Source organism: Nocardia arizonensis, assembly GCF_001310275.1.
In the GTDB taxonomy this organism is placed as follows: domain Bacteria; phylum Actinomycetota; class Actinomycetes; order Mycobacteriales; family Mycobacteriaceae; genus Nocardia; species Nocardia arizonensis.
Map to the genome: position 1 here is coordinate 166,595 of NZ_LGYZ01000057.1, position 17,198 is coordinate 183,792.

The following is a 17,198-nucleotide window of genomic DNA, read 5'->3' on the forward strand; positions in this document are numbered from 1 at the left end:
GGAGCCGACGGCCTGCGTGGAGGTCACGGCGACGCGGTTGCGGATCTTCCGCGACAGCGCGATCGTGGCCTACCGCAATCTGCTCACCATCCTGCGGGTGCCGACGCTGCTGGTCACCGCGACCATCCAGCCGCTGATGTTCGTATTCCTGTTCGCCTATATCTTCGGCGCGTCACTGGGCGGTAGTCAGTACCGAGAATTCCTGCTCGCGGGCATCTTCGCGCAGACGGTGGCCTTCAACGCCGCGTTCACCACCGTCGGCCTGGCAGGCGACCTGCACACCGGCATCATCGACCGGATGCGCACGCTGCCCATGTCGCGGCTGGCCGTGCTGATGGGCCGCACCCTGTCGGACCTGGTGGTGAACGTGCTCAGCCTGATCGTCATGGTCGGCTGCGGCTACATCGTCGGCTGGCGCGTGAACGGCGGCCTCGCCGACGCGACGCTGGCCTTCGGCATCATCCTGCTGTTCGCCTTCGCCATGTCGTGGGTGGGAGCGCTGACCGGTCTGCTGTCGCCGACCGTGGAGGTGGCCCAGAGCGCGGGCCTGATCTGGTTGTTCCCGCTGTCGTTCATCTCCTCGGCGTTCATCTCGGCCCAGACCCTGCCCGGCCCGCTGCGCACCATCGCCGAATGGAATCCGATCACCGCGGTGGCGGGCGCGGGGCGCGAACTCTTCGACAACGGCTCGCCGCCCACCTTCGCCCCCGCCACCGGCTGGGCCGCCGAGCATTGTGTGCTCTACGCCGTCATCTGCTCGGTCGTGATCCTGGCGGTGGCCATGCCGCTGGCACTGCTGCGCTACCGCAAGGTCGCCAGTCACTGACACCCGCCCGGACCATGCCGAAGGCCGCCTCCCCTCGGGGAAGCGGCCTTCGGTTTCGCGGTGCCGTCAGGCGCGGCGACGGGTCTTGAGCAGTTCCAGACGCTCCTTGAGCAGCTCCTCGAGCTCGTCCTTGCTACGACGCTCCAGCAGCATGTCCCAGTGCGTGCGCGGCGGCTTGACCTTCTTGGCCTCCTGCGTGGTGCCCTCGATGAGGACGCCCTCCTGGCCGTTGCGGCACAGCCAGGTGGGAGGGATCTCGGCGTCGTCGGCGAAGGGAACGTCGAACTCCTCGCCGTTGTCGGTGCGGTACCGGGCAATCCGACGCGGCGCCAGGTCGTGGTCGCGATCGGTCTCGTAGCTCACCGCTCCGAGCCGACTGCCCCGGAGTACGCGATCTGCCATGGTGTGCCTCTCCCTGTGTGCTCGAGTCTGTATTGCGCTTGGACCATTGATTCCCTGCGGATTATCGGTTCAACGCTCGGACCTGCCCGAATAGTTCCCGCCCCGGCGACGGAGAACCGTGTCATCGTAGTCCCCGGACGCCCGCGCGCGGCGCTCGCCCCGGCGCGCGTCACGGATTGCCAAGTACCGCAACATCAATTGGCGCGGTCTCCGCGGGCGGGGCTATCGTGTGCGGCGTGCCTCATACAGCCGGGTCGGGCAGTGCCGCCGCGGAACGTCATCTGTCCTGTCTCTGGTGTGGGCGCCATATCGTGGAATCGGAGTCCGGCAGGCGTCGTCGTTACTGCCGCCAATCCTGTCGCCAGCGCGCCTACGAACACCGCAACAGCCTCAAGGGCACCGGCATCCCGGACGATTCGGTGGTGCTCAGCGCGCAGGAGGCGGCGGATCTGGCAGATCGGTGGTTCGCGGCGCGGTGTGCCGCCGAGGACATCGCGACCGCCATCGAGGAGGGCGCGAACGTGGCCGAACTGGCCGTGCTGAGCCGGACCCTGGTCGAACTCACCCGAGAGGCCGAACGGCTGCGCTGACCGGCGCGCCGCGGACCGCTCGCCTGCCGCGCAGATAGACCAGCACGATCAGCCCCGTGACGGTGCTGAGCAGTCCGGCGGCCACCGCGAGGGTGGTGGCGTCCGGGTGGACCAGCGACTGGGCGCGCATCGCCTGCCAGAACACCAGACCGAACAGCCCGGTGTAGCCGAAGGCCAGTACGCCGATCAGTTCGGCGCGGGTGCGCGCACCGCGCAACCACTCGTACCGGGGCGCCAGCCGGGCCGCAACGAAGACGGCGAGCAGCAGGATCTGAATGCCGTGCAACCCCACGAAATGCGGGATGCGCAGGTCGCCGCCGATCGTGCTCCAGTGCGTGATCGGCATGCCGACCGCATCGCGCGGTGCGTCGGTGCGTTCGGCGGGGTGGATGACCGTGTGGCCCGCGAGCAGGGTCACCGGACGGCCGCGCGCGTCGAGGACGCGCTGCTGACCGGTGAATCCCATGAGGTATGCCTGCGCCATGCCGAGCACCGCGAGTACGAGCCCGGCGCGGATGGCGACCGTGGTGGGCCGGTCGACCAGTCGCTGCCAGGACAGGACGAGCACGATCGCGAGATTCGCCAGGAACAGTCCGGGCACTCCTGACAGGAAGATCTGCTGCCCGATCCGGTTGACGGTGTCGGTATCGGAGTCGTTGAAGTGACTGAAGCTGCCCCGTGTCGCCTGCACAGCGATGAATCCGACGTCGATCAGTCCGGTGACGGCGAAGACGGTGCCGAGCCACCAGGTCGCGCGGCGCCCGCGATGCGGCAGCGAGAGCAGCCAGGCAAGGGTCAGTCCGTAGAGAGCGAAGGCGACACCGAACTTCCACGGTTTCAACCAGACCGATTCCCCGAGCACCATGCGGTCGTCGGCGATCATGCCGACGGTCGAGACCGCCGCCAGCGCGGCCATCGCGGCAGCCGTGCCGAGCAGGGGGCGGTGCGGACGTCCGCGTCGCGTCGCGTCGGAGACCGGTCTCGCGCGCCGCCGTCCCGGGATGTAATCCGTTATCGCTGAATCGAAATCGATGGTCGACATGATCCGACGGTAGGAATCGGCGGCCCCGCGGCACGTCCCGCGTCGGGGCCATTCGCGAGTAGTACCGGGGTAGCGCACGCGGGCGGACGGGCGAACCCGGGTAGGGGGTTGGCGTGAGCCTCGGATCGACCGCGTGAACCAGGTGCCGGATCGCAGAGCCGGCACGGCCACCGGTCGCGAGTCCGCCGGCCGGCTCGGGGACGGACGGTGTGCCCTCGGTGCTGAAGGCTCGCCGGAGTCCGCTCAGCCGACCCGGCGGTAGGGGGCGCGGCGGCGCTCGGTACCCGGCCAGGTGCGCCTGGCCAGTTGCCTGTCGACCGCGTCGGCCACCTCGGCGACGCCGATGCGCAACAGTCCCGGATCGGGGGTGTCGGCCTCGGGATCGCCGATCCGACCGGCCCACAGCACGGCGTGCCTGCCGAGCAGGTGCGGCGGCGGTCCACTGTGGTGCGGCGGCCTCGGCCCGTACATCAAGACCGTGCGGGTGCCGAAGGCCGTGGCCAACTGCGCGACGCCGGTATCGCCGCACACCACCAGCGCGGCCTCGGCGACCGTGGCCGCCAACTCGATGAGGTTCTGTTCCCCCGCCAGCACCCGGCCCACCGGAAGTCCGGCGCGCGCGGCGATGCTCAGGGCGATATCGCGCTCGAATTCGTCACCGGTGATCACCACGTCCCGCCCGACCACCAGCAGATGCCGGATCACGGCCGCGAACCGATCCGGCGGCCAGCGCCGCGCGGGCGCGCCCGCCCCGATGTGCACCACGACGCAATCGCGATGGCTGATGGTCGACACCGGCGGCACCAGACCCAGATTGCGCCGGTCGGCGTCGATACCGGCCGATTCGAGCAGATGACACCACCGCTCGACCTCGTGCACGTCGGTGTGCCACACCGGACCGTCGAGATCGGGGAAGGCCGGATTGCGGTAGCTGAGAACCCGTTCGGGATCGGTCCCGGTGAGTACGGCGATGCTCTCGGTATCCGGTCCGTGCAGATTCACCGCCAGCCGCGGACGCGGGCCGTCCCAGCGCAACGCCGCGGGCTCGGCGGTGGGCAGCATCGTGTCGACCGAGGCGATCAGGTCGATGACCGGCTTGAGCCGCTGCGGGGCGGCCAGCACGATCTGGTCGCGCGGCTCGGCCCGGCGCAGCGCACGAAGTGCCGGGATCGCGGTGAGCAAGTCACCGAGTCCGCGTGCCCGCAGCACGAGTACTACCGCCACCCTCAACTCCTAGCCACCCGAGACCCGCGAACCGACGCGACCCGTCGCAAAGGGGGAAAGGGTCACTCTCGATTACTTCCCCCGCGCCCGCGGCGGTAAACCCCGTCCCGGTGCGGTGATATCGATCGCACGACCGGGTGGATCGCAGTAATGTCGCAGGTAGCGGCCCCTACAGCAAGGAGTAACCGATGGTCTCCAGGCTCAATCCGTATCTCGGCTTCGGCGAGAACGCTCGTGCGGCGCTCGAGTTCTATCGCGACATCTTCGGTGGCACGCTCACCCTCAGCACCTTCGGCGAATTCGGCGACAAGGACGCGCCGGGCGCCGATCTGATCATGCACGGCATGTTGGAGACGCCCGGCGGTTTCACGCTCATGGCCGCCGACACCCCGCCCGGAATGGATTACTCACCCGGCAGCAGTATCTCGGTCAGCCTCAGCGGTGACGACGCCGAGGAACTGCGCGGGTGGTGGGAGCGGCTGTCGACGGGCGGGGTGATCAGCGTCCCGCTGGAGAAGCAGATGTGGGGCGACGAGTTCGGCATGTGCCAGGACAAGTTCGGCGTCGCCTGGATGGTGAACATCGCCGCGCGGGGGTAGTCGGCGGCGCGTCTGTAGCAAATCTCCAGAAAACCAGTGGCGTGCAGCATAACATCAGGTAATGACCGCAAACAGTGTGCTAGAGGGTCCCTTGCAGACGCTCGCGAAAACTGCCTGGCAATCGGTTATGGTCATCGGCCTGCTTTCGGTGGTCCTCGGCATCATGATGTTGGTGTGGACAAGGCCGACCCTGGTCGTGGCGGGCATCCTGTTCGGCATATACCTGGTGGTCACCGGCGTCCTGCAATTGGCCGCCGCGTTCGGCACCAGTGTCAGTGCCGGGATGCGCGTGCTGCTGTTCGTGACCGGTGTGCTGTGCATCATCATCGGCATCTTCTGTTTCCGTGACGAGCTGGCCTCGATCATGTTGCTCGGGCTGTGGATCGGTATCGGATGGCTGTTCCGCGGTATCGCGATCCTCATGGGCGCGGTCTCGGAACCGGTGCCGGGGCGCGGATGGCAGATCTTCTTCGGCGTGCTCACCGCGATCGCGGGCGTCGTGCTGATCGTCTGGCCGATCACGTCCACGGCGACGCTGGTTCTGGTCGCCGGTATCTGGCTGATCGTGCTCGGCGTCATGGAGATGATCACGGCCTTCGGTATCCGCAAGGACGCCAAGGGAATTCCCGCGGGCGTCTGACCACGGCGGGCGGGCATCCGGTCGGCGCCGCGGTGTCGACCGGAGTTCTCGCGTCCGTGCCGCCGGATGCCGCCTGCCCTGCGACACACCGAAATAACCCCAGCTAGACATGCCTTTTCCGGCTATGTCGAGATTGCCCGGACTTTCTGTGTTGTGCTCGTCGGGTGAGCCGAGTCCACTTGGGGCACATATTCCACGTCGCCGGACGTCCGACCGTCCAGGACGCGGCGCGGGCCCTGATCTCGGTGCCCGACGGCGCCTTGCTGATCGGCGACGACGGTCGCATCCGCTACTGCGGCGACCGGGCCGGGCTGCCCGCCGAGGCGCGGGTCGCGCCGGTGGTCGATCACCGGCCCGGATATCTGCTGCCCGGATTCGTCGACACCCATATTCATTTCCCGCAGACCTACGCCGGTGACGCTTACGGCGGCGGTCAACTGCTGGAATGGCTGACCCGGTGCATCTATCCGGCCGAGGCCCGCTTCGCCGATCCGGGATTCGCCCGCCTGGCCGCCGCCGAATTCTGCGCCCGGCGCGTCGCGGCGGGCACCACCGCGGCGATGGTCTTCGGTTCGGCCTTCCGGCACGCGCAGGACGCGCTGTTCGGCGAGACGCACCGGCGCGGATTGCGCATGGTCAGCGGGCGCGGCATCCAGACCACCGGCGACGCGGCGACGGCCCCGCTGCTGATCGGCGAATCGGAGGTGGTCGCGGCCACCCGCGCCGAGATCGACGCCTGGCATGCCGCCGACACCGGCGATGTGGACACCGCGCTGCTGCACGTGGCGATCGTGCCGCGCTTCGCGCTGTCGGTGACCCGCGAGACGCTCTACAACCTCGGCGAACTCTACGACTCGGTGCGCGATCGCGGGGTGTACTTCCACTCGCACCTCAACGAGAACGCCCGGCCCGGCTCAGGCGAGGTCGACACCACCAAGCGGGTGTACGAGGTGCGGTCCTATCTCGACACCTACGACGGGCGCTTCCTGCCCGGTTCGGCGGTCGGCGGCAGCAGCCTGTTGGGCAGACGCAGCATTCTCGCGCATGCCGTGCACTGTCAGGACGCCGAACTCGCCCGCATGGCCGAGACCGGATGCTCCATCGCGCACTGCCCGGTATCCCAGCAGTTCCTTGGGTCGGGCACGATGCCGTGGCGACGCACGATCGCCTCAGGGGTCACGGTGGCCGCGGGAACCGACTACGGCGGCGGCGACGAATGGACGATTCCGAGGGTGCTGGCGAGCGCGTTCAAGGTGCACATTTCCGAGCCGGGGGACGACGGTATCTCGCTGCATCCGGCGCAACTGCTGTTCACCGGTACCCTCGCTGGCGCGCGTGCCCTCGACATGGAGGACCGGTTCGGCAATTTCGATCTCGGCAAGGAGGCCGATTTCGTGGTGGTGGACCCGGCGGGCTCGCCCGCGCTCGCCGCCACCCTGGCGCACGGGATCCGGTCCGACGAACCGGCCTCGGCCCGCGATCAGACCCTGTTCGCCCTGCTCATGGGCCTGGACGAACGCGCCGTCGCGCAGGTCTACGTGCAGGGCCGCCGTATCGACGACCGGTGACGGCCGCGGCCGTGAACGCCACTGCCGTCAGCGTGTTCCACCGCCGAGCCGATGCCGCGGGCTTTCACGCCTGGCTGGTTCAGTTGACCGAGATCGCCGCGGCGGCACCGGGTTTCGTGCGATCCGTGCGTGCAGTCGATGACGTGGCGCCGCTCGCGCCCGGACTGAGCGTCACCTTCCGCACCCCGGCGCAGGCGCACGACTTCCTGGATTCGGCGGCGCGCTCGCGGGTGATCGCCGAGGGACAGCGTCGCGGATTCCAGCGCAGCGGTACCGATCTGGTGCTGGTGCCGGGGGAGCTGCCGCCGCCGGGCATCGGGGTGTTCCGCCACAGCGTGATCCCCGGCAAGGAGACCGAATTCGTCGCCACGGAGGCACGTTTGGTGGCACTGAGTGCCGCCTTTCCGGGTTTCGAGAGTGCGGCGCTGTTCGGCGATGCTGGTTCCGGCGGCTGGATGTCGGTGCTGCGCTTCCGTACCCCGGCGCACCTGGCCGCGTGGATGGCCTCGCCCCAGCGGGCCGCGGCCCTGCCGGATCTGCGCTCGGAACTGACCGAGGACTTCGTGGTGGCCGCGCACACCACACCGTTCGGATCCACCCTTCGCACCGTCGACGGCCGCACCCGGGTCACACCGACCTGGAAGGTCGCCATGCTCGTGCTGCTGGTGCTGTACCCGACGGTCATGACCCTGTCGCGATTCCTCGGTCCGGTGCTCGACGGGATGGGCGTCCCGCCGTGGTTGGGCATGTGGCTGAGCCAGATCGTTAGCGTCGGCCTCATGAGCTGGCTGCTCTCACCCGCCGTCGCGGCCTGCTTCCGGCGTTGGCTCGACCCGGTCGACGGCGCGGGACGGCGAGTGAGCCTCGCGGGCGCCGCCGCGGTCGTCGTCCTCTACGCCCTCACGTTGTTGCTGTTCGCCTCCGTAACCTGGTTGCAGTACTGGGATTACGATTGATCCGGGCACTGCCGCCGCGTCGCCATCGGCCGACGCGGTCTCGTACGGCCTGCGGTATACCGTGTCTGCGCGCGGCGGCCGAGCGTTCACTGGCGGTAGGTCGCCAGGAAGCGGCCTATGCGGTTGATGACGGCCTCGAGGTCGTCGGCGTGTGGCAGGGTGAGGATGCGGAAGTGGTCGGGGCGGGGCCAGTTGAAGCCGGTGCCCTGCACGATGTGGATCTTCTCCTGGAGCAGCAGGTCAAGGACGAATCGCTCGTCGTCCTCGATGCGGTACATGTCCAGGTCGATGCGGGGGAAGGCGTAGATGGCGCCCTGGGGTTTCACGCAGGTGATGCCGGGGATGGCGGTCAGCGCCTCCCAGGCGCGGTCGCGCTGTTCGCGCAGCCGCCCGCCGGGCAGGGTGAGATCGTAGATGCTCTGGTAGCCGCCGAGCGCGGCTTGGATCGCCTGCTGCGCGGGCACATTGGCGCACAGCCGCATGCCGGCGAGCATGGTCAGACCCTCCAGATAGCTCTCGGCGTGCGCGGTCGGACCCGATACCACCAGCCAGCCGGAGCGGAATCCCGCGCAGCGGTAGGACTTCGACAGTCCGGAGAAGGTCAGGCACAGCAGATCGGGCGCGAGGGTGGCGGTGGCGGTGTGCTGGGACCCGTCGTAGCGGATCTTGTCGTAGATCTCGTCGGAGAACACGACCAGCTGATGTCTGCGCGCGATGTCGATGATGCCGCGCAGGACTTCCGGCGGATAGATCGCCCCGGTGGGGTTGTTGGGGTTGATGAGGACGATGGCGCGGGTGCGATCGGTGACCTTGGACTCGATATCGGCCAAGTCGGGATACCAGTCGGCGGCCTCGTCGCAGATGTAGTGCACCGCACGACCGCCGTTGAGGGTGGTTGCCGCGGTCCAGAGCGGGAAATCCGGTGCGGGAACGAGGACTTCGTCACCGTTCTCGAGCAGTGCGGTCATGGCCATCATGACCAACTCGGAGACGCCGTTACCGAGAAACACCTCCTCGACGTCGACCTCGGTGAGGCCGAGGGTCTGGTAGTACTGCACGACCGCGCGGCGCGCGGGCAGCAGCCCCTTGGCCGAGGAGTAGCCGCTCGAGCCGGGCAGATTGCGCACGATGTCCTGGAGGATCTCCGGCGGGGCCTCGAATCCGAACAGCATCGGATTGCCGGTGTTGAGTTTGACCACGTGATGGCCCTCGGCCTCGAGCCGTGCGGCGTGCTCGGCCACCGGACCGCGGATCTCGTACGACACTCCCGCGAGTTTGCTCGACTGTTTGACCTGCATGGACATCCCTTCCTCGACACGACTGCGGGCTACTGTACTTGGATTTGCCAAGTTTGCGCTTGGTTTTTCCAAGTGGCAGGTTACAGTGGTCCCGTGCCACGCCGAAGTTACGACCACTACTGCGCGGTGAGCCGCGCCCTCGACGTGATCGGCGACCGCTGGAGTCTGCTGTTGGTCCGCGAATTGTGTTCGGGCCCGCGCCGATACAGCGATCTGTTCGCCGACCTGCCGGGCATCAGCACCGATGTGCTGGCCTCACGTCTGAAGGATCTCGAACACGAGGGCATCCTGACCCGCGCCCGGGTGGGTCCGCGGGCGAGTACCGCGGTCTACGAACTCACCCCCGCGGGCGCCGCGCTGCGGCCGGTGCTCGACGCGCTGTCCCAGTGGGGTACGCCGCTGCTCGCGCCGCGCCGCAGCACCGACGCCGTGCGCGCGCACTGGTTCGCGCTGCCGCTCGGCCGGGCCATTGCCGCCCTGATCGACCGCGGCACCGTCACCGTCCGGGTCGGGGAGACCGTCTTCCACGTCGTGGTCGATCCCATCGCGGGAATCAGCCACCGCGACGGGCCCGCGGCGGCCGCCGATCTCCAGGTGGAACTCGATCTCGACACCGCCGTCGAGGTCGTGACCGGCGCCCGGTCGCTGACCGATGTGACACCGCGGACCCAGTGGACGCGGCTGCGGGCTCCCGCGGTGTGATTCCGGTCGCACGGGACTTTCCGTACGGCTCTCGCTGTTGTATCGGGAGCCGATCCGAGGAGGTCATGTGGCACGGGAATATCACCGGAATCCCGCGGCGACCGCCGCCCTGTCACCCGAGCAGTACCACGTAACCCAGGAGAACGGAACCGAGCGGCCGTTCACGGGCGAGTACTGGGACAACCACGAACCCGGGATCTACGTGGACGTGGTGTCCGGGGAACCGTTGTTCGCCTCGGTCGACAAATTCGACAGCGGCACGGGATGGCCGAGTTTCACCAAACCGCTGGACACCGCCAACGTCGTCGAGAAGCGCGACTTCAGTCATCTGATGATCCGCACCGAGGTCCGTTCGGCGGGCGCGGACAGCCATCTGGGACATGTGTTCACCGACGGTCCGCGCGACGCGGGCGGACTGCGATACTGCATCAACTCCGCGGCGCTGCGGTTCATCCGCCTCGATGACCTCGAGGCGCAGGGCTACGGTCAGTACAGGACGATTTTCGAGGAGGACGCGTGAGCGAGACACGGACCGCGATTCTGGCGGGCGGATGTTTCTGGGGTATGCAGGATCTGATCCGCAAGCGTCCGGGGATCGTCTCGACCCGGGTGGGCTACACCGGCGGGCGCAACGACCATCCGACCTACCGTAACCACCCCGGCCACGCCGAGGCCGTGGAGATCGTCTACGACCCCGCGCAAACCTCCTATCGGGATCTGCTGGAGTTCCTGTTCCAGATCCACGATCCGACCACAAAGGACCGACAGGGCAACGACATCGGCTCCAGCTACCGCTCGGCCATCTTCTACCTGGACGAGGAGCAGAAGCGGATAGCGGAGGACACCATCGCCGACGTCGACGCCTCCGGTCTGTGGCCGGGCAAGGTGGTCACCGAGGTGACGCCCGCGGGTGAGTTCTGGGAGGCGGAGCCGGAGCATCAGGACTACCTGCTGCGCTACCCGAACGGCTACACCTGCCACTACCCGCGCCCGGACTGGAAGTTGCCCCGGCGCCGGACCGCCGCGAGCTGATCCGACCGCGCCATACGGAATTTCGCGGCCGATCAGGCATATGCGGGACCGCCCCGACCCGTGGCCACGGGTCGGGGCGGTCGGTATTCCGGAGACGGTGCGGTCTATCAGGAGGCGCTGAGCGAGTCGAGGAGCGCCGTGATCAGCGTGAGCAGCACATTCATGGTGATCTCCTATCCTCGGCGGTGGGGGGATTCCCACCTTCGCCACCTGACGGCGATACTCAAACGGTAAGCCGGTCCATTTTCGGGGAAAAGGGTTTCCGGGCTTCGTTGCCGATCCTTAATTGGCTGCCCGGTCTCGTCACGATCGGATTTCGAAGACGGGAAATGGTTGCCGCCCTTCCTTTCGCGAAGCATCCGCGTGGTCGGTCGATCGATCGGGGACACGGCAGACCCCACAGCCGCTTGGTGTCGACGCTGCCACGCGGTCGGCCGAAAGAATCACGGACGGATGGGGATCGGGTTTCGAATGATCGCTCGCGGTTTTCCGGGGCGCCGGAGTGGGCACCGCTCCGGGCGATACGGTCACGGCCGTCCGGCTCGTGTGTCGACGAGATCGCGAAGGTGGTCGGGTGATTTCACCGAATTCTCGAACAGAATCCGCTCGATCGTGTATCGGCGGGCCCGCGTGTTATTCGATCGTCGACGGGTCGGATATTGGAGTGGTGATGGATTCGTCGCCGAAATTCCGATAATTATGCGTTCTCGGCGGCCGGTTCCGCGGGGGGCTCGAGCGCGAGGGGGCCGCGCAGTTGCCGGGCCGCCGCCGCGAACCAGGCGTCGTCGTAGTGGCCGCCCTCCTCGTGGAAGGCGCCGCGCAGTTCGTACCAGCGCAGACCGGGGTGGCGGTGGTGCACTCCGTGCAGGTTGAAATTGAGCGCCATCGACTCCATCGGCGGCGGCATGCGTAGGTTCAGCGCGTCGAGCGGGGCGTCCAGCGCGGTGCCGTAGTGATAGGCGTTGTCGGAGATCGACACGATGAACGCCCGTCCGAGCAGTGCCGCCAGCAGCATCCAGCCGTAGGCCCCGTAGGCGAGGAAGGCCGCGGTGTAGAGCACGACCACCGCGGCGGCGTCGACACGGAACGCGGGCAGTACCCGGTCCTGGGCGAGGCGTTCGAAGACCGGACCGGCGACCGAGCCCGGTTCGTCGGCGCGGCGGCCGAAGGCGCGGATCGCGGCGGCGGGCAGCAGCGCGAGCAGCAGCGCCAGCACCTCGAGTAGATACAGTCCGCCGAACAGTCGCAGGTAATAACCGGGCGCGGCCTTCAGTTTGCTCGAGGTGGCGGGATCGTAGATCTCGGTGCGCTCGCGCGTCCGGTTGTAGCGGTGGTGCAGCAGATGGCCCGCCTTGAGCAGGGCGAACGGCGATCCGTAGAGGATCGCCAGCGCGCGGCCCGCGTAGTCGTTGAGTGCGCGCCGCCGGGTGAGCGTGCCGTGGATCGCCTCGTGGATCAGCGACCAGAACGGCGTGGTGGACAGCGTGATCGGTATCAGCGCCAAGCCCCATGCCCGGTCGACCGGCAACAGTGCCAGCGGCAGTACGAACAGTTGGCACAGTCCGACGAGCAGGGCAGCCGCGGCCAGCCATACGCTGACCGACCGGTCCGCGGCTCGCGTCCGCCCTCGCTCGAGAGTCCTCATCCCGCTGCCCTCATCTAGCTGCCCTCATCTAGCGCGTCGAGCTGTCACTCCGACGCATATCGTGTCACCAACGCCGCGACTGCGACAGCGCGCCGATCGCCGCCGCGCGCGCCCGAAATCGGTCCGCGAAGCGCGCGTCGTGGGCGGTGGGATAGCGAAAACAACAGTGGAGCAACGGGTTCGGTGGACGAGGGGAATTCTCTCGGCTGCGAACGCGGTGTCCGGTGGCGCTGCCGGTCGCGAGTTGTTCACTCGGTCTACACCGAGCCGGGATTCGCGGGGCACCTCGCGGAGAACTGCCGTTTCCGGCCGGTTCACCCGTTCTACTCGCGCGGGCGGTCGTGGTGGCATCCGGTGCCACGCTTCGGCCGCCGCGCCGCGATCGATGAGCCGCGCGAGTCGACGGTGAGCCGGCTACGGCTGGCCGCACTCGACCGAGCGGGCGAGGAAAGGACGGCCGACGAGCCGGCCGTCGGCAACCGAGGCATTCGACGCCGTGCGTCGCGGACCGATCGCGATGACCCGCTACCTATTCGCGCACCGCCGCGCGTGTCGGCACGCCCCGGGCGCGCTCGGCGGGCGAGGCGCGGCGCAGCCGGGGGTACGCCGTGGCGAAGAGCGCGAATACCAGCCGTCCGCGATCATCGACAACGACTCGGTCCTCCTGGCGTCGAGGGCTTCGGATTCGCGTTCCCACGCTAGCGGGATCCGACGTCCACGGCCACCGCCCCGGTCGGGCGTCGCGCGCGTCCCCGGGGATCAGGACTTGTGCGGCACCGCGGCGACGAGTCCGCCGTCGACGACGAATTCCGATCCGGTGGCGTAGGAGGACTCGTCGCTGGCAAGGAACAGCACGAAGGTGGCGACCTCCTCGGGCTGGGCGGGCCTGCCGAGCGGGATGGTGACCAGATCGTCGGGGATGTTCTCGGTCATGGGGGTTCGGATGAGTCCCGGGTGCAGCGAGTTCACCCGGATCTTGTGCGGCGCGAGTTCCAGCGCGGCGGATTTGGCCAGACCGCGCACGCCCCACTTGGAGGCCACGTAGCCGTGCGCCCAGGGCGCGCCGCGCAGGCCCTCGATGGAGGAGACGTTGATGATCGAGCCGCCGCCCGCGGCGATCATCGGATCGGTCACCGCGCGCATGCCAAGGAAGGTGCCGGTGAGGTTGACGTCCAGGATCTTGCGCCATTTGTCCAGGTCGAAGCGCTGGATGGGCCCGCCGTTGACGATGCCCGCATTGTTCACGAGCACGTCCAGCTTGCCGAAGGAGTCGACGGCCTCGGCCACCGCGGCGTCCCACAGATCAGGCTGCGAGACGTCCAGGTGGACGTAGCGCGCCGCGTCGCCGAGGGCTTCGGCCAGCGCCGTGCCCTCGTCGTCGAGGATGTCGCCGATGACGACGCGCGCGCCCTCCGCGACGAGCAGGCGCGCGTGCGCCGCGCCCATTCCCTGTGAACCACCGCTGATGATCGCGACCTTGCCCTCTACACGTCCCATGGCCGTCACGCTAACATACGAACTGGAACCTGTTCTAGACACATGTCTAGAACAGGAGCCGGCGGAACTCCGCCGACCGAACCACCACTAGACGAGCAACCGGTTCGCGGCCGTCTCGCGTCCGAGCGGCCGAGACAATGCGCCGCAGGCGCGAGTATCGGCCGCTCGGACGCGAGACACCGAGGGCCGCGAACCCGCGGCGCCGAAGGCGCCGCCAATAACACAGGAGATCCCGAATGTCAGTCCGTGTAGCTCACGTCGGCACCGGCAATGTCGGTCGGTTGGCGCTGGCCGGCATCCTCACCCACCCCGAACTCGAACTGACCGGCGTGTGCGTCTCGACCGAGTCCAAGGTGGGCAAGGACGCGGGTGAACTGGCCGGACTCGACATCGCGACCGGCATCACCGCCGTCGGCGACCTCGACGCGGTCCTGGCCACCCGCCCCGACTGCGTCGTCTACTGCGCCATGGGCGATACCCGTCTGCACGAGGCGCTCGAGGACTGTCGCCGCATACTCGAAGCGGGCGTCGATATCGTCGGTTCGGCTCCCGGACTGTTGCAGTACCCGTGGAAGGTCTTGCCGCACAAGTATTTCGCGGCCATCGAGGAGGCCGCCGAGCGCGGCGGCGCGAGCGTGTTCATCACCGGCGTCGACCCGGGATTCGCCAACGACCTCATCCCGCTGGCCTTCGCCGGTACCTGTCACCGCGTGGAGCAGGTGCGCTGTATGGAGATCGCCGACTACGCCACCTACGACGGCTCCACCGTCATGTTCGACGTGATGGGCTTCGGCAGGCCCATGGACGAGGTGCCGATGCTGTTGCAGCCGGGCGTGCTCGGCATCGCCTGGGGCACAACCATCCGCCAGCTCGCGGCCGGACTCGGCATCGAGGTAGACGAGATCGTGGACAGCTACGAACGGGTGCCCGCCACCGAGGCGTTCGATATCGCGGTCGGCACGGTGCCGGTCGGCGGCGTGGCCGCGCTGCGCTTCGAGATTCGCGGCATGGTCGCCGGGCATCCGGCAATCGTGATCGAGCACGTGACCCGGCTGCGCGAGGATCTGTGCCCCGACTGGCCGCGGCCCGCGCAGGCAGGCGGCTCCTACCGGGTCGAGATCGTCGGTGAGCCCTCCTACACCGTCGACATCTGCCCGACCAGTCGGGCAGGCGATCACAACCACGCCGCCATCGTCGCCGCGGCGGGCCGCATAGTGAACGCGGTGCCCGTCGTCGTCGCGGCGCCACCGGGTATCCGCACCACCCTGGATCTGCCACTGGTCACCGGCAAGGGCGTCTACGCACCGCCCGCCACCGCGCGGCCGGTCGCCTGACGCCGTCGGGCACGACGGGCGAGCCGGACGCCATTCGATCGGTCGCCGCGCCGCAGCGGCGACCGATCGCTACCCGCGGCCGCCGGTGCGCGCGCCGCGCGAGCGGATCGGGCTTTCGTCACGGCGCGGCGTCACCGACGGTGTCCTCGGCGTAGGTCTGCAACTGCCGCCGCAGCAGTTTGCCGGTGGCATTGCGCGGCAGTTCGTCCAGGAAGATCACATCGCGGGGGACCTTGTGCCGTGCCAGGTTGGCCTTGACGTAGTCGCGGATCTCCTGTGGGTCGCGGGCCGCGTCCCGCGCCGGGACGATGAACGCGCGCAGGCGTTTGCCGAAATCGCGGTCGTCCACGCCGATGACCGCCGCCTCCAGGACATCGGGCCGGTCGACCAGCAGGTTCTCGACTTCCAGCGGATAGACGTTCTCGCCGCCGGAGACGATCATCTCGTCGTCGCGGCCGTCGATGAACAGGCGGCCCTCCCGGTCGAAATGACCGACGTCGCCGCTGGACATCAGACCGTCCACCATCTCCTTGGTGCGCCCGTCGGTGTATCCGGCGAAACTGAGTCCGCTCGATACGAATATGGTGCCGACCACACCGGGGGTGGTGATCTTGCGGCGCTGCTCGTCGTAGATGGCGACCCGGCAGCCCACCGGCGGGCGGCCCACCGTGCCGGGCGCCTCGCGCATGTCCTGCGGGGTGGCGACCGCCGCCACCGCGACCTCGGTCGAGGCGTACAGGTTGTAGAGCACATCGCCGAACACCTCGGCGGTACGGCGGCTAAGATCCGGGGACACCGAGGAGCCCGCGGCGAACAGGACCCGCAGCGAGGAGGTGTCGTAGCGCGAGAGCACCTGTTCGCCGAGATCGATGATGCGCTGCAACATGGTCGGCACCACAACCAGTGTGGCGGCGCGGTATTCGGCGACCGTGGCCAATGTGCGTTCGGGATCGAAGCGGCGTTGCCGGAAGACCACCGTATTGCCGAGTCCGAGTCCGAGGGTGAACTGCGACAGGCCGGTCCCGTGGAAGATCGGGGCGGCCATGACCATGACGTCGTTGCGCGGCAACGGGATCCGGTCGAGGAATTGTGCCGATTGCAGAGGGGATACCTTGTCGCGCGGTGCGCCCTTTGGTGTTCCGGTGGTGCCGCTGGTGAGGATGACGATGCCGCCGGGACGGGCGGGTGCGGGCACCGGCGCGGAGGCGTTCGCGTCGACCAGCGCGTCGACGGTCGGCATGTTCGGGTCGACGTCGTGTTCGGCGTCGACCCAGGTGAGGATGCGCGGCACGGTTTCGGGAACGGCCGCGAGCAGGCCGAGGAACTCGCTGTCGAGCAGGATCGCGCCGACCTTCTCCCGGGCGGCGACATCGGCGAGTTGCGGTGCGGCGAAACCGGTGTTCATCAGCACCACTCGCGCGCCGAGTTTGCCCGCCGCCAGCAGGGTCAGCACCATGCCGCGGTGGTCGCGGCACAGTGCCGCGATCACCGCGCCCGGTCCGATGCCGCGGGCGGCCAGACCGCGCGCCAGTGCGTTGGATCGAGCGTCCAGTTGGTCGAAGGTCAGCGGTCCACGTTCATCGATGATCGCGCGGGCCGATCCGAAGCGGCGCGCACCGTGCGCGAGCACCGTGACGAAGGGGCCGTACACCTCCGCGTCGCGCATCGTGCGCAGCGTCTCACCCGGCCGCCAAGGCTCGATCATGCCGCGTTTGCCGAGGACGCCGACGGCCGCGACGGCATCTGTCACCGATCGCAGCGCCAGGAACGGGGTCCGTGTTGTCATCTTCACCGAAAACCTCCGGTCGAGTCGGGCGCGGGTCCGGTCCGGTCGCCTCGGCGA

The 17,198-nt window shown here is 68.4% G+C and carries 17 protein-coding genes; 10 read left to right on the forward strand and 7 right to left on the reverse strand.

The genetic code is table 11. The features are described from left to right. Positions 1–43: 43 nt before the first annotated feature. Positions 44–826, forward strand: a complete 783-nt coding sequence (locus APZ21_RS11025) for an ABC transporter permease (protein ID WP_054813207.1) — start codon at positions 44–46, stop codon at positions 824–826. 66 nt (positions 827–892) lie between these two features. Here APZ21_RS11025 and APZ21_RS11030 read toward each other — a convergent pair whose 3' ends face one another. After that, a complete protein-coding gene (locus tag APZ21_RS11030) occupies positions 893–1,228 on the reverse strand; it encodes an RNA polymerase-binding protein RbpA (protein WP_054813153.1) in 336 nt (111 codons plus the stop codon). 236 nt (positions 1,229–1,464) lie between these two features. Here APZ21_RS11030 and APZ21_RS11035 point away from each other — a divergent pair, with 236 nt between their 5' ends. Next, positions 1,465–1,818 carry a hypothetical protein gene (locus tag APZ21_RS11035; RefSeq protein WP_169812052.1) on the forward strand — a complete coding sequence of 118 codons (354 nt, stop codon included), beginning with the start codon at positions 1,465–1,467 and terminating at the stop codon, positions 1,816–1,818. Here APZ21_RS11035 and APZ21_RS11040 read toward each other — a convergent pair. Then, complete coding sequence (locus tag APZ21_RS11040; protein WP_307586252.1) at positions 1,790–2,860, reverse strand: hypothetical protein; 1,071 nt, start codon at positions 2,858–2,860, stop codon at positions 1,790–1,792. The genes APZ21_RS11035 and APZ21_RS11040 overlap by 29 nt on opposite strands. A 243-nt stretch (positions 2,861–3,103) precedes the next feature. After that, a complete protein-coding gene (locus APZ21_RS11045; protein ID WP_156370963.1) occupies positions 3,104–4,084 on the reverse strand; it encodes a glycosyltransferase family 9 protein in 981 nt (326 codons plus the stop codon). A gap of 188 nt (positions 4,085–4,272) precedes the next feature. Here APZ21_RS11045 and APZ21_RS11050 point away from each other — a divergent pair, with 188 nt between their 5' ends. The 4 genes from APZ21_RS11050 to APZ21_RS11065 all read left to right on the forward strand — a co-directional run bounded on the left by APZ21_RS11050 (position 4,273) and on the right by APZ21_RS11065 (position 7,847). Then, entirely contained in the window at positions 4,273–4,683 is a 411-nt protein-coding gene (locus tag APZ21_RS11050; protein ID WP_054813155.1) for a VOC family protein, read from the forward strand. A gap of 61 nt (positions 4,684–4,744) precedes the next feature. Then, the gene (locus APZ21_RS11055) at positions 4,745–5,323 is read left to right on the forward strand and encodes an HdeD family acid-resistance protein (RefSeq protein ID WP_054813156.1); all 579 of its coding nucleotides are present in this window, start codon (positions 4,745–4,747) and stop codon (positions 5,321–5,323) included. Positions 5,324–5,487: 164 nt separating this feature from the next. Continuing rightward, complete coding sequence (locus tag APZ21_RS11060) at positions 5,488–6,891, forward strand: amidohydrolase family protein (RefSeq protein WP_054813157.1); 1,404 nt, start codon at positions 5,488–5,490, stop codon at positions 6,889–6,891. Further along, positions 6,888–7,847 carry an antibiotic biosynthesis monooxygenase gene (locus APZ21_RS11065; RefSeq protein WP_239476578.1) on the forward strand — a complete coding sequence of 320 codons (960 nt, stop codon included), beginning with the start codon at positions 6,888–6,890 and terminating at the stop codon, positions 7,845–7,847. The genes APZ21_RS11060 and APZ21_RS11065 overlap by 4 nt, the downstream gene beginning before the upstream one ends. Positions 7,848–7,933: 86 nt before the next feature. On the opposite strand, the gene APZ21_RS11070 is transcribed toward APZ21_RS11065, so the two are convergent. Continuing rightward, on the reverse strand, positions 7,934–9,151 hold the full coding sequence (locus APZ21_RS11070) for a pyridoxal phosphate-dependent aminotransferase (RefSeq protein ID WP_275426198.1): 1,218 nt from the start codon (positions 9,149–9,151) through the stop codon (positions 7,934–7,936). Positions 9,152–9,238: 87 nt separating this feature from the next. On the opposite strand from APZ21_RS11070, the gene APZ21_RS11075 reads away from it, so the two are divergent. From APZ21_RS11075 to msrA, 3 genes are all read left to right on the forward strand, one after another. Continuing rightward, positions 9,239–9,847: a winged helix-turn-helix transcriptional regulator gene (locus tag APZ21_RS11075; protein WP_054813158.1), complete on the forward strand. Its 609-nt coding sequence runs from the start codon at positions 9,239–9,241 to the stop codon at positions 9,845–9,847. A gap of 67 nt (positions 9,848–9,914) precedes the next feature. Further along, a complete protein-coding gene (msrB, locus tag APZ21_RS11080) occupies positions 9,915–10,367 on the forward strand; it encodes a peptide-methionine (R)-S-oxide reductase MsrB (protein WP_054813159.1) in 453 nt (150 codons plus the stop codon). Further along, a complete protein-coding gene (gene msrA, locus APZ21_RS11085; protein WP_054813160.1) occupies positions 10,364–10,879 on the forward strand; it encodes a peptide-methionine (S)-S-oxide reductase MsrA in 516 nt (171 codons plus the stop codon). The genes msrB and msrA overlap by 4 nt, the downstream gene beginning before the upstream one ends. A 697-nt stretch (positions 10,880–11,576) precedes the next feature. Here the strand turns inward: msrA and APZ21_RS11090 are convergent. Both APZ21_RS11090 and APZ21_RS11095 read right to left on the reverse strand, forming a co-directional pair. Then, positions 11,577–12,524: a fatty acid desaturase family protein gene (locus APZ21_RS11090; RefSeq protein WP_054813161.1), complete on the reverse strand. Its 948-nt coding sequence runs from the start codon at positions 12,522–12,524 to the stop codon at positions 11,577–11,579. Between the two features lie 759 nt (positions 12,525–13,283). Further along, complete coding sequence (locus APZ21_RS11095) at positions 13,284–14,021, reverse strand: glucose 1-dehydrogenase (protein ID WP_054813162.1); 738 nt, start codon at positions 14,019–14,021, stop codon at positions 13,284–13,286. Between the two features lie 236 nt (positions 14,022–14,257). On the opposite strand from APZ21_RS11095, the gene APZ21_RS11100 reads away from it, so the two are divergent. Then, a complete protein-coding gene (locus tag APZ21_RS11100; RefSeq protein ID WP_054813163.1) occupies positions 14,258–15,355 on the forward strand; it encodes an NAD(P)H-dependent amine dehydrogenase family protein in 1,098 nt (365 codons plus the stop codon). Between the two features lie 118 nt (positions 15,356–15,473). Here the strand turns inward: APZ21_RS11100 and APZ21_RS11105 are convergent, their stop codons facing one another. Continuing rightward, entirely contained in the window at positions 15,474–17,141 is a 1,668-nt protein-coding gene (locus APZ21_RS11105; protein ID WP_054813164.1) for an acyl-CoA synthetase, read from the reverse strand. Positions 17,142–17,198 lie beyond the last annotated feature (57 nt).

Bases quoted from the DNA above. Each gene is read 5' to 3' on its own strand.
- APZ21_RS11070 (WP_275426198.1), bottom strand. From the start codon at position 9,151: ATGTCCATGCAGGTCAAACAGTCGAGCAAACTCGCGGGAGTGTCGTAC.
- APZ21_RS11030 (WP_054813153.1), bottom strand. From the start codon at position 1,228: ATGGCAGATCGCGTACTCCGGGGCAGTCGGCTCGGAGCGGTGAGCTAC.
- APZ21_RS11090 (WP_054813161.1), bottom strand. From the start codon at position 12,524: ATGAGGACTCTCGAGCGAGGGCGGACGCGAGCCGCGGACCGGTCGGTC.
- APZ21_RS11105 (WP_054813164.1), bottom strand. From the start codon at position 17,141: ATGACAACACGGACCCCGTTCCTGGCGCTGCGATCGGTGACAGATGCC.
- APZ21_RS11040 (WP_307586252.1), bottom strand. From the start codon at position 2,860: ATGTCGACCATCGATTTCGATTCAGCGATAACGGATTACATCCCGGGA.
- APZ21_RS11095 (WP_054813162.1), bottom strand. From the start codon at position 14,021: ATGGGACGTGTAGAGGGCAAGGTCGCGATCATCAGCGGTGGTTCACAG.
- APZ21_RS11050 (WP_054813155.1), top strand. From the start codon at position 4,273: ATGGTCTCCAGGCTCAATCCGTATCTCGGCTTCGGCGAGAACGCTCGT.
- APZ21_RS11055 (WP_054813156.1), top strand. From the start codon at position 4,745: ATGACCGCAAACAGTGTGCTAGAGGGTCCCTTGCAGACGCTCGCGAAA.
- APZ21_RS11100 (WP_054813163.1), top strand. From the start codon at position 14,258: ATGTCAGTCCGTGTAGCTCACGTCGGCACCGGCAATGTCGGTCGGTTG.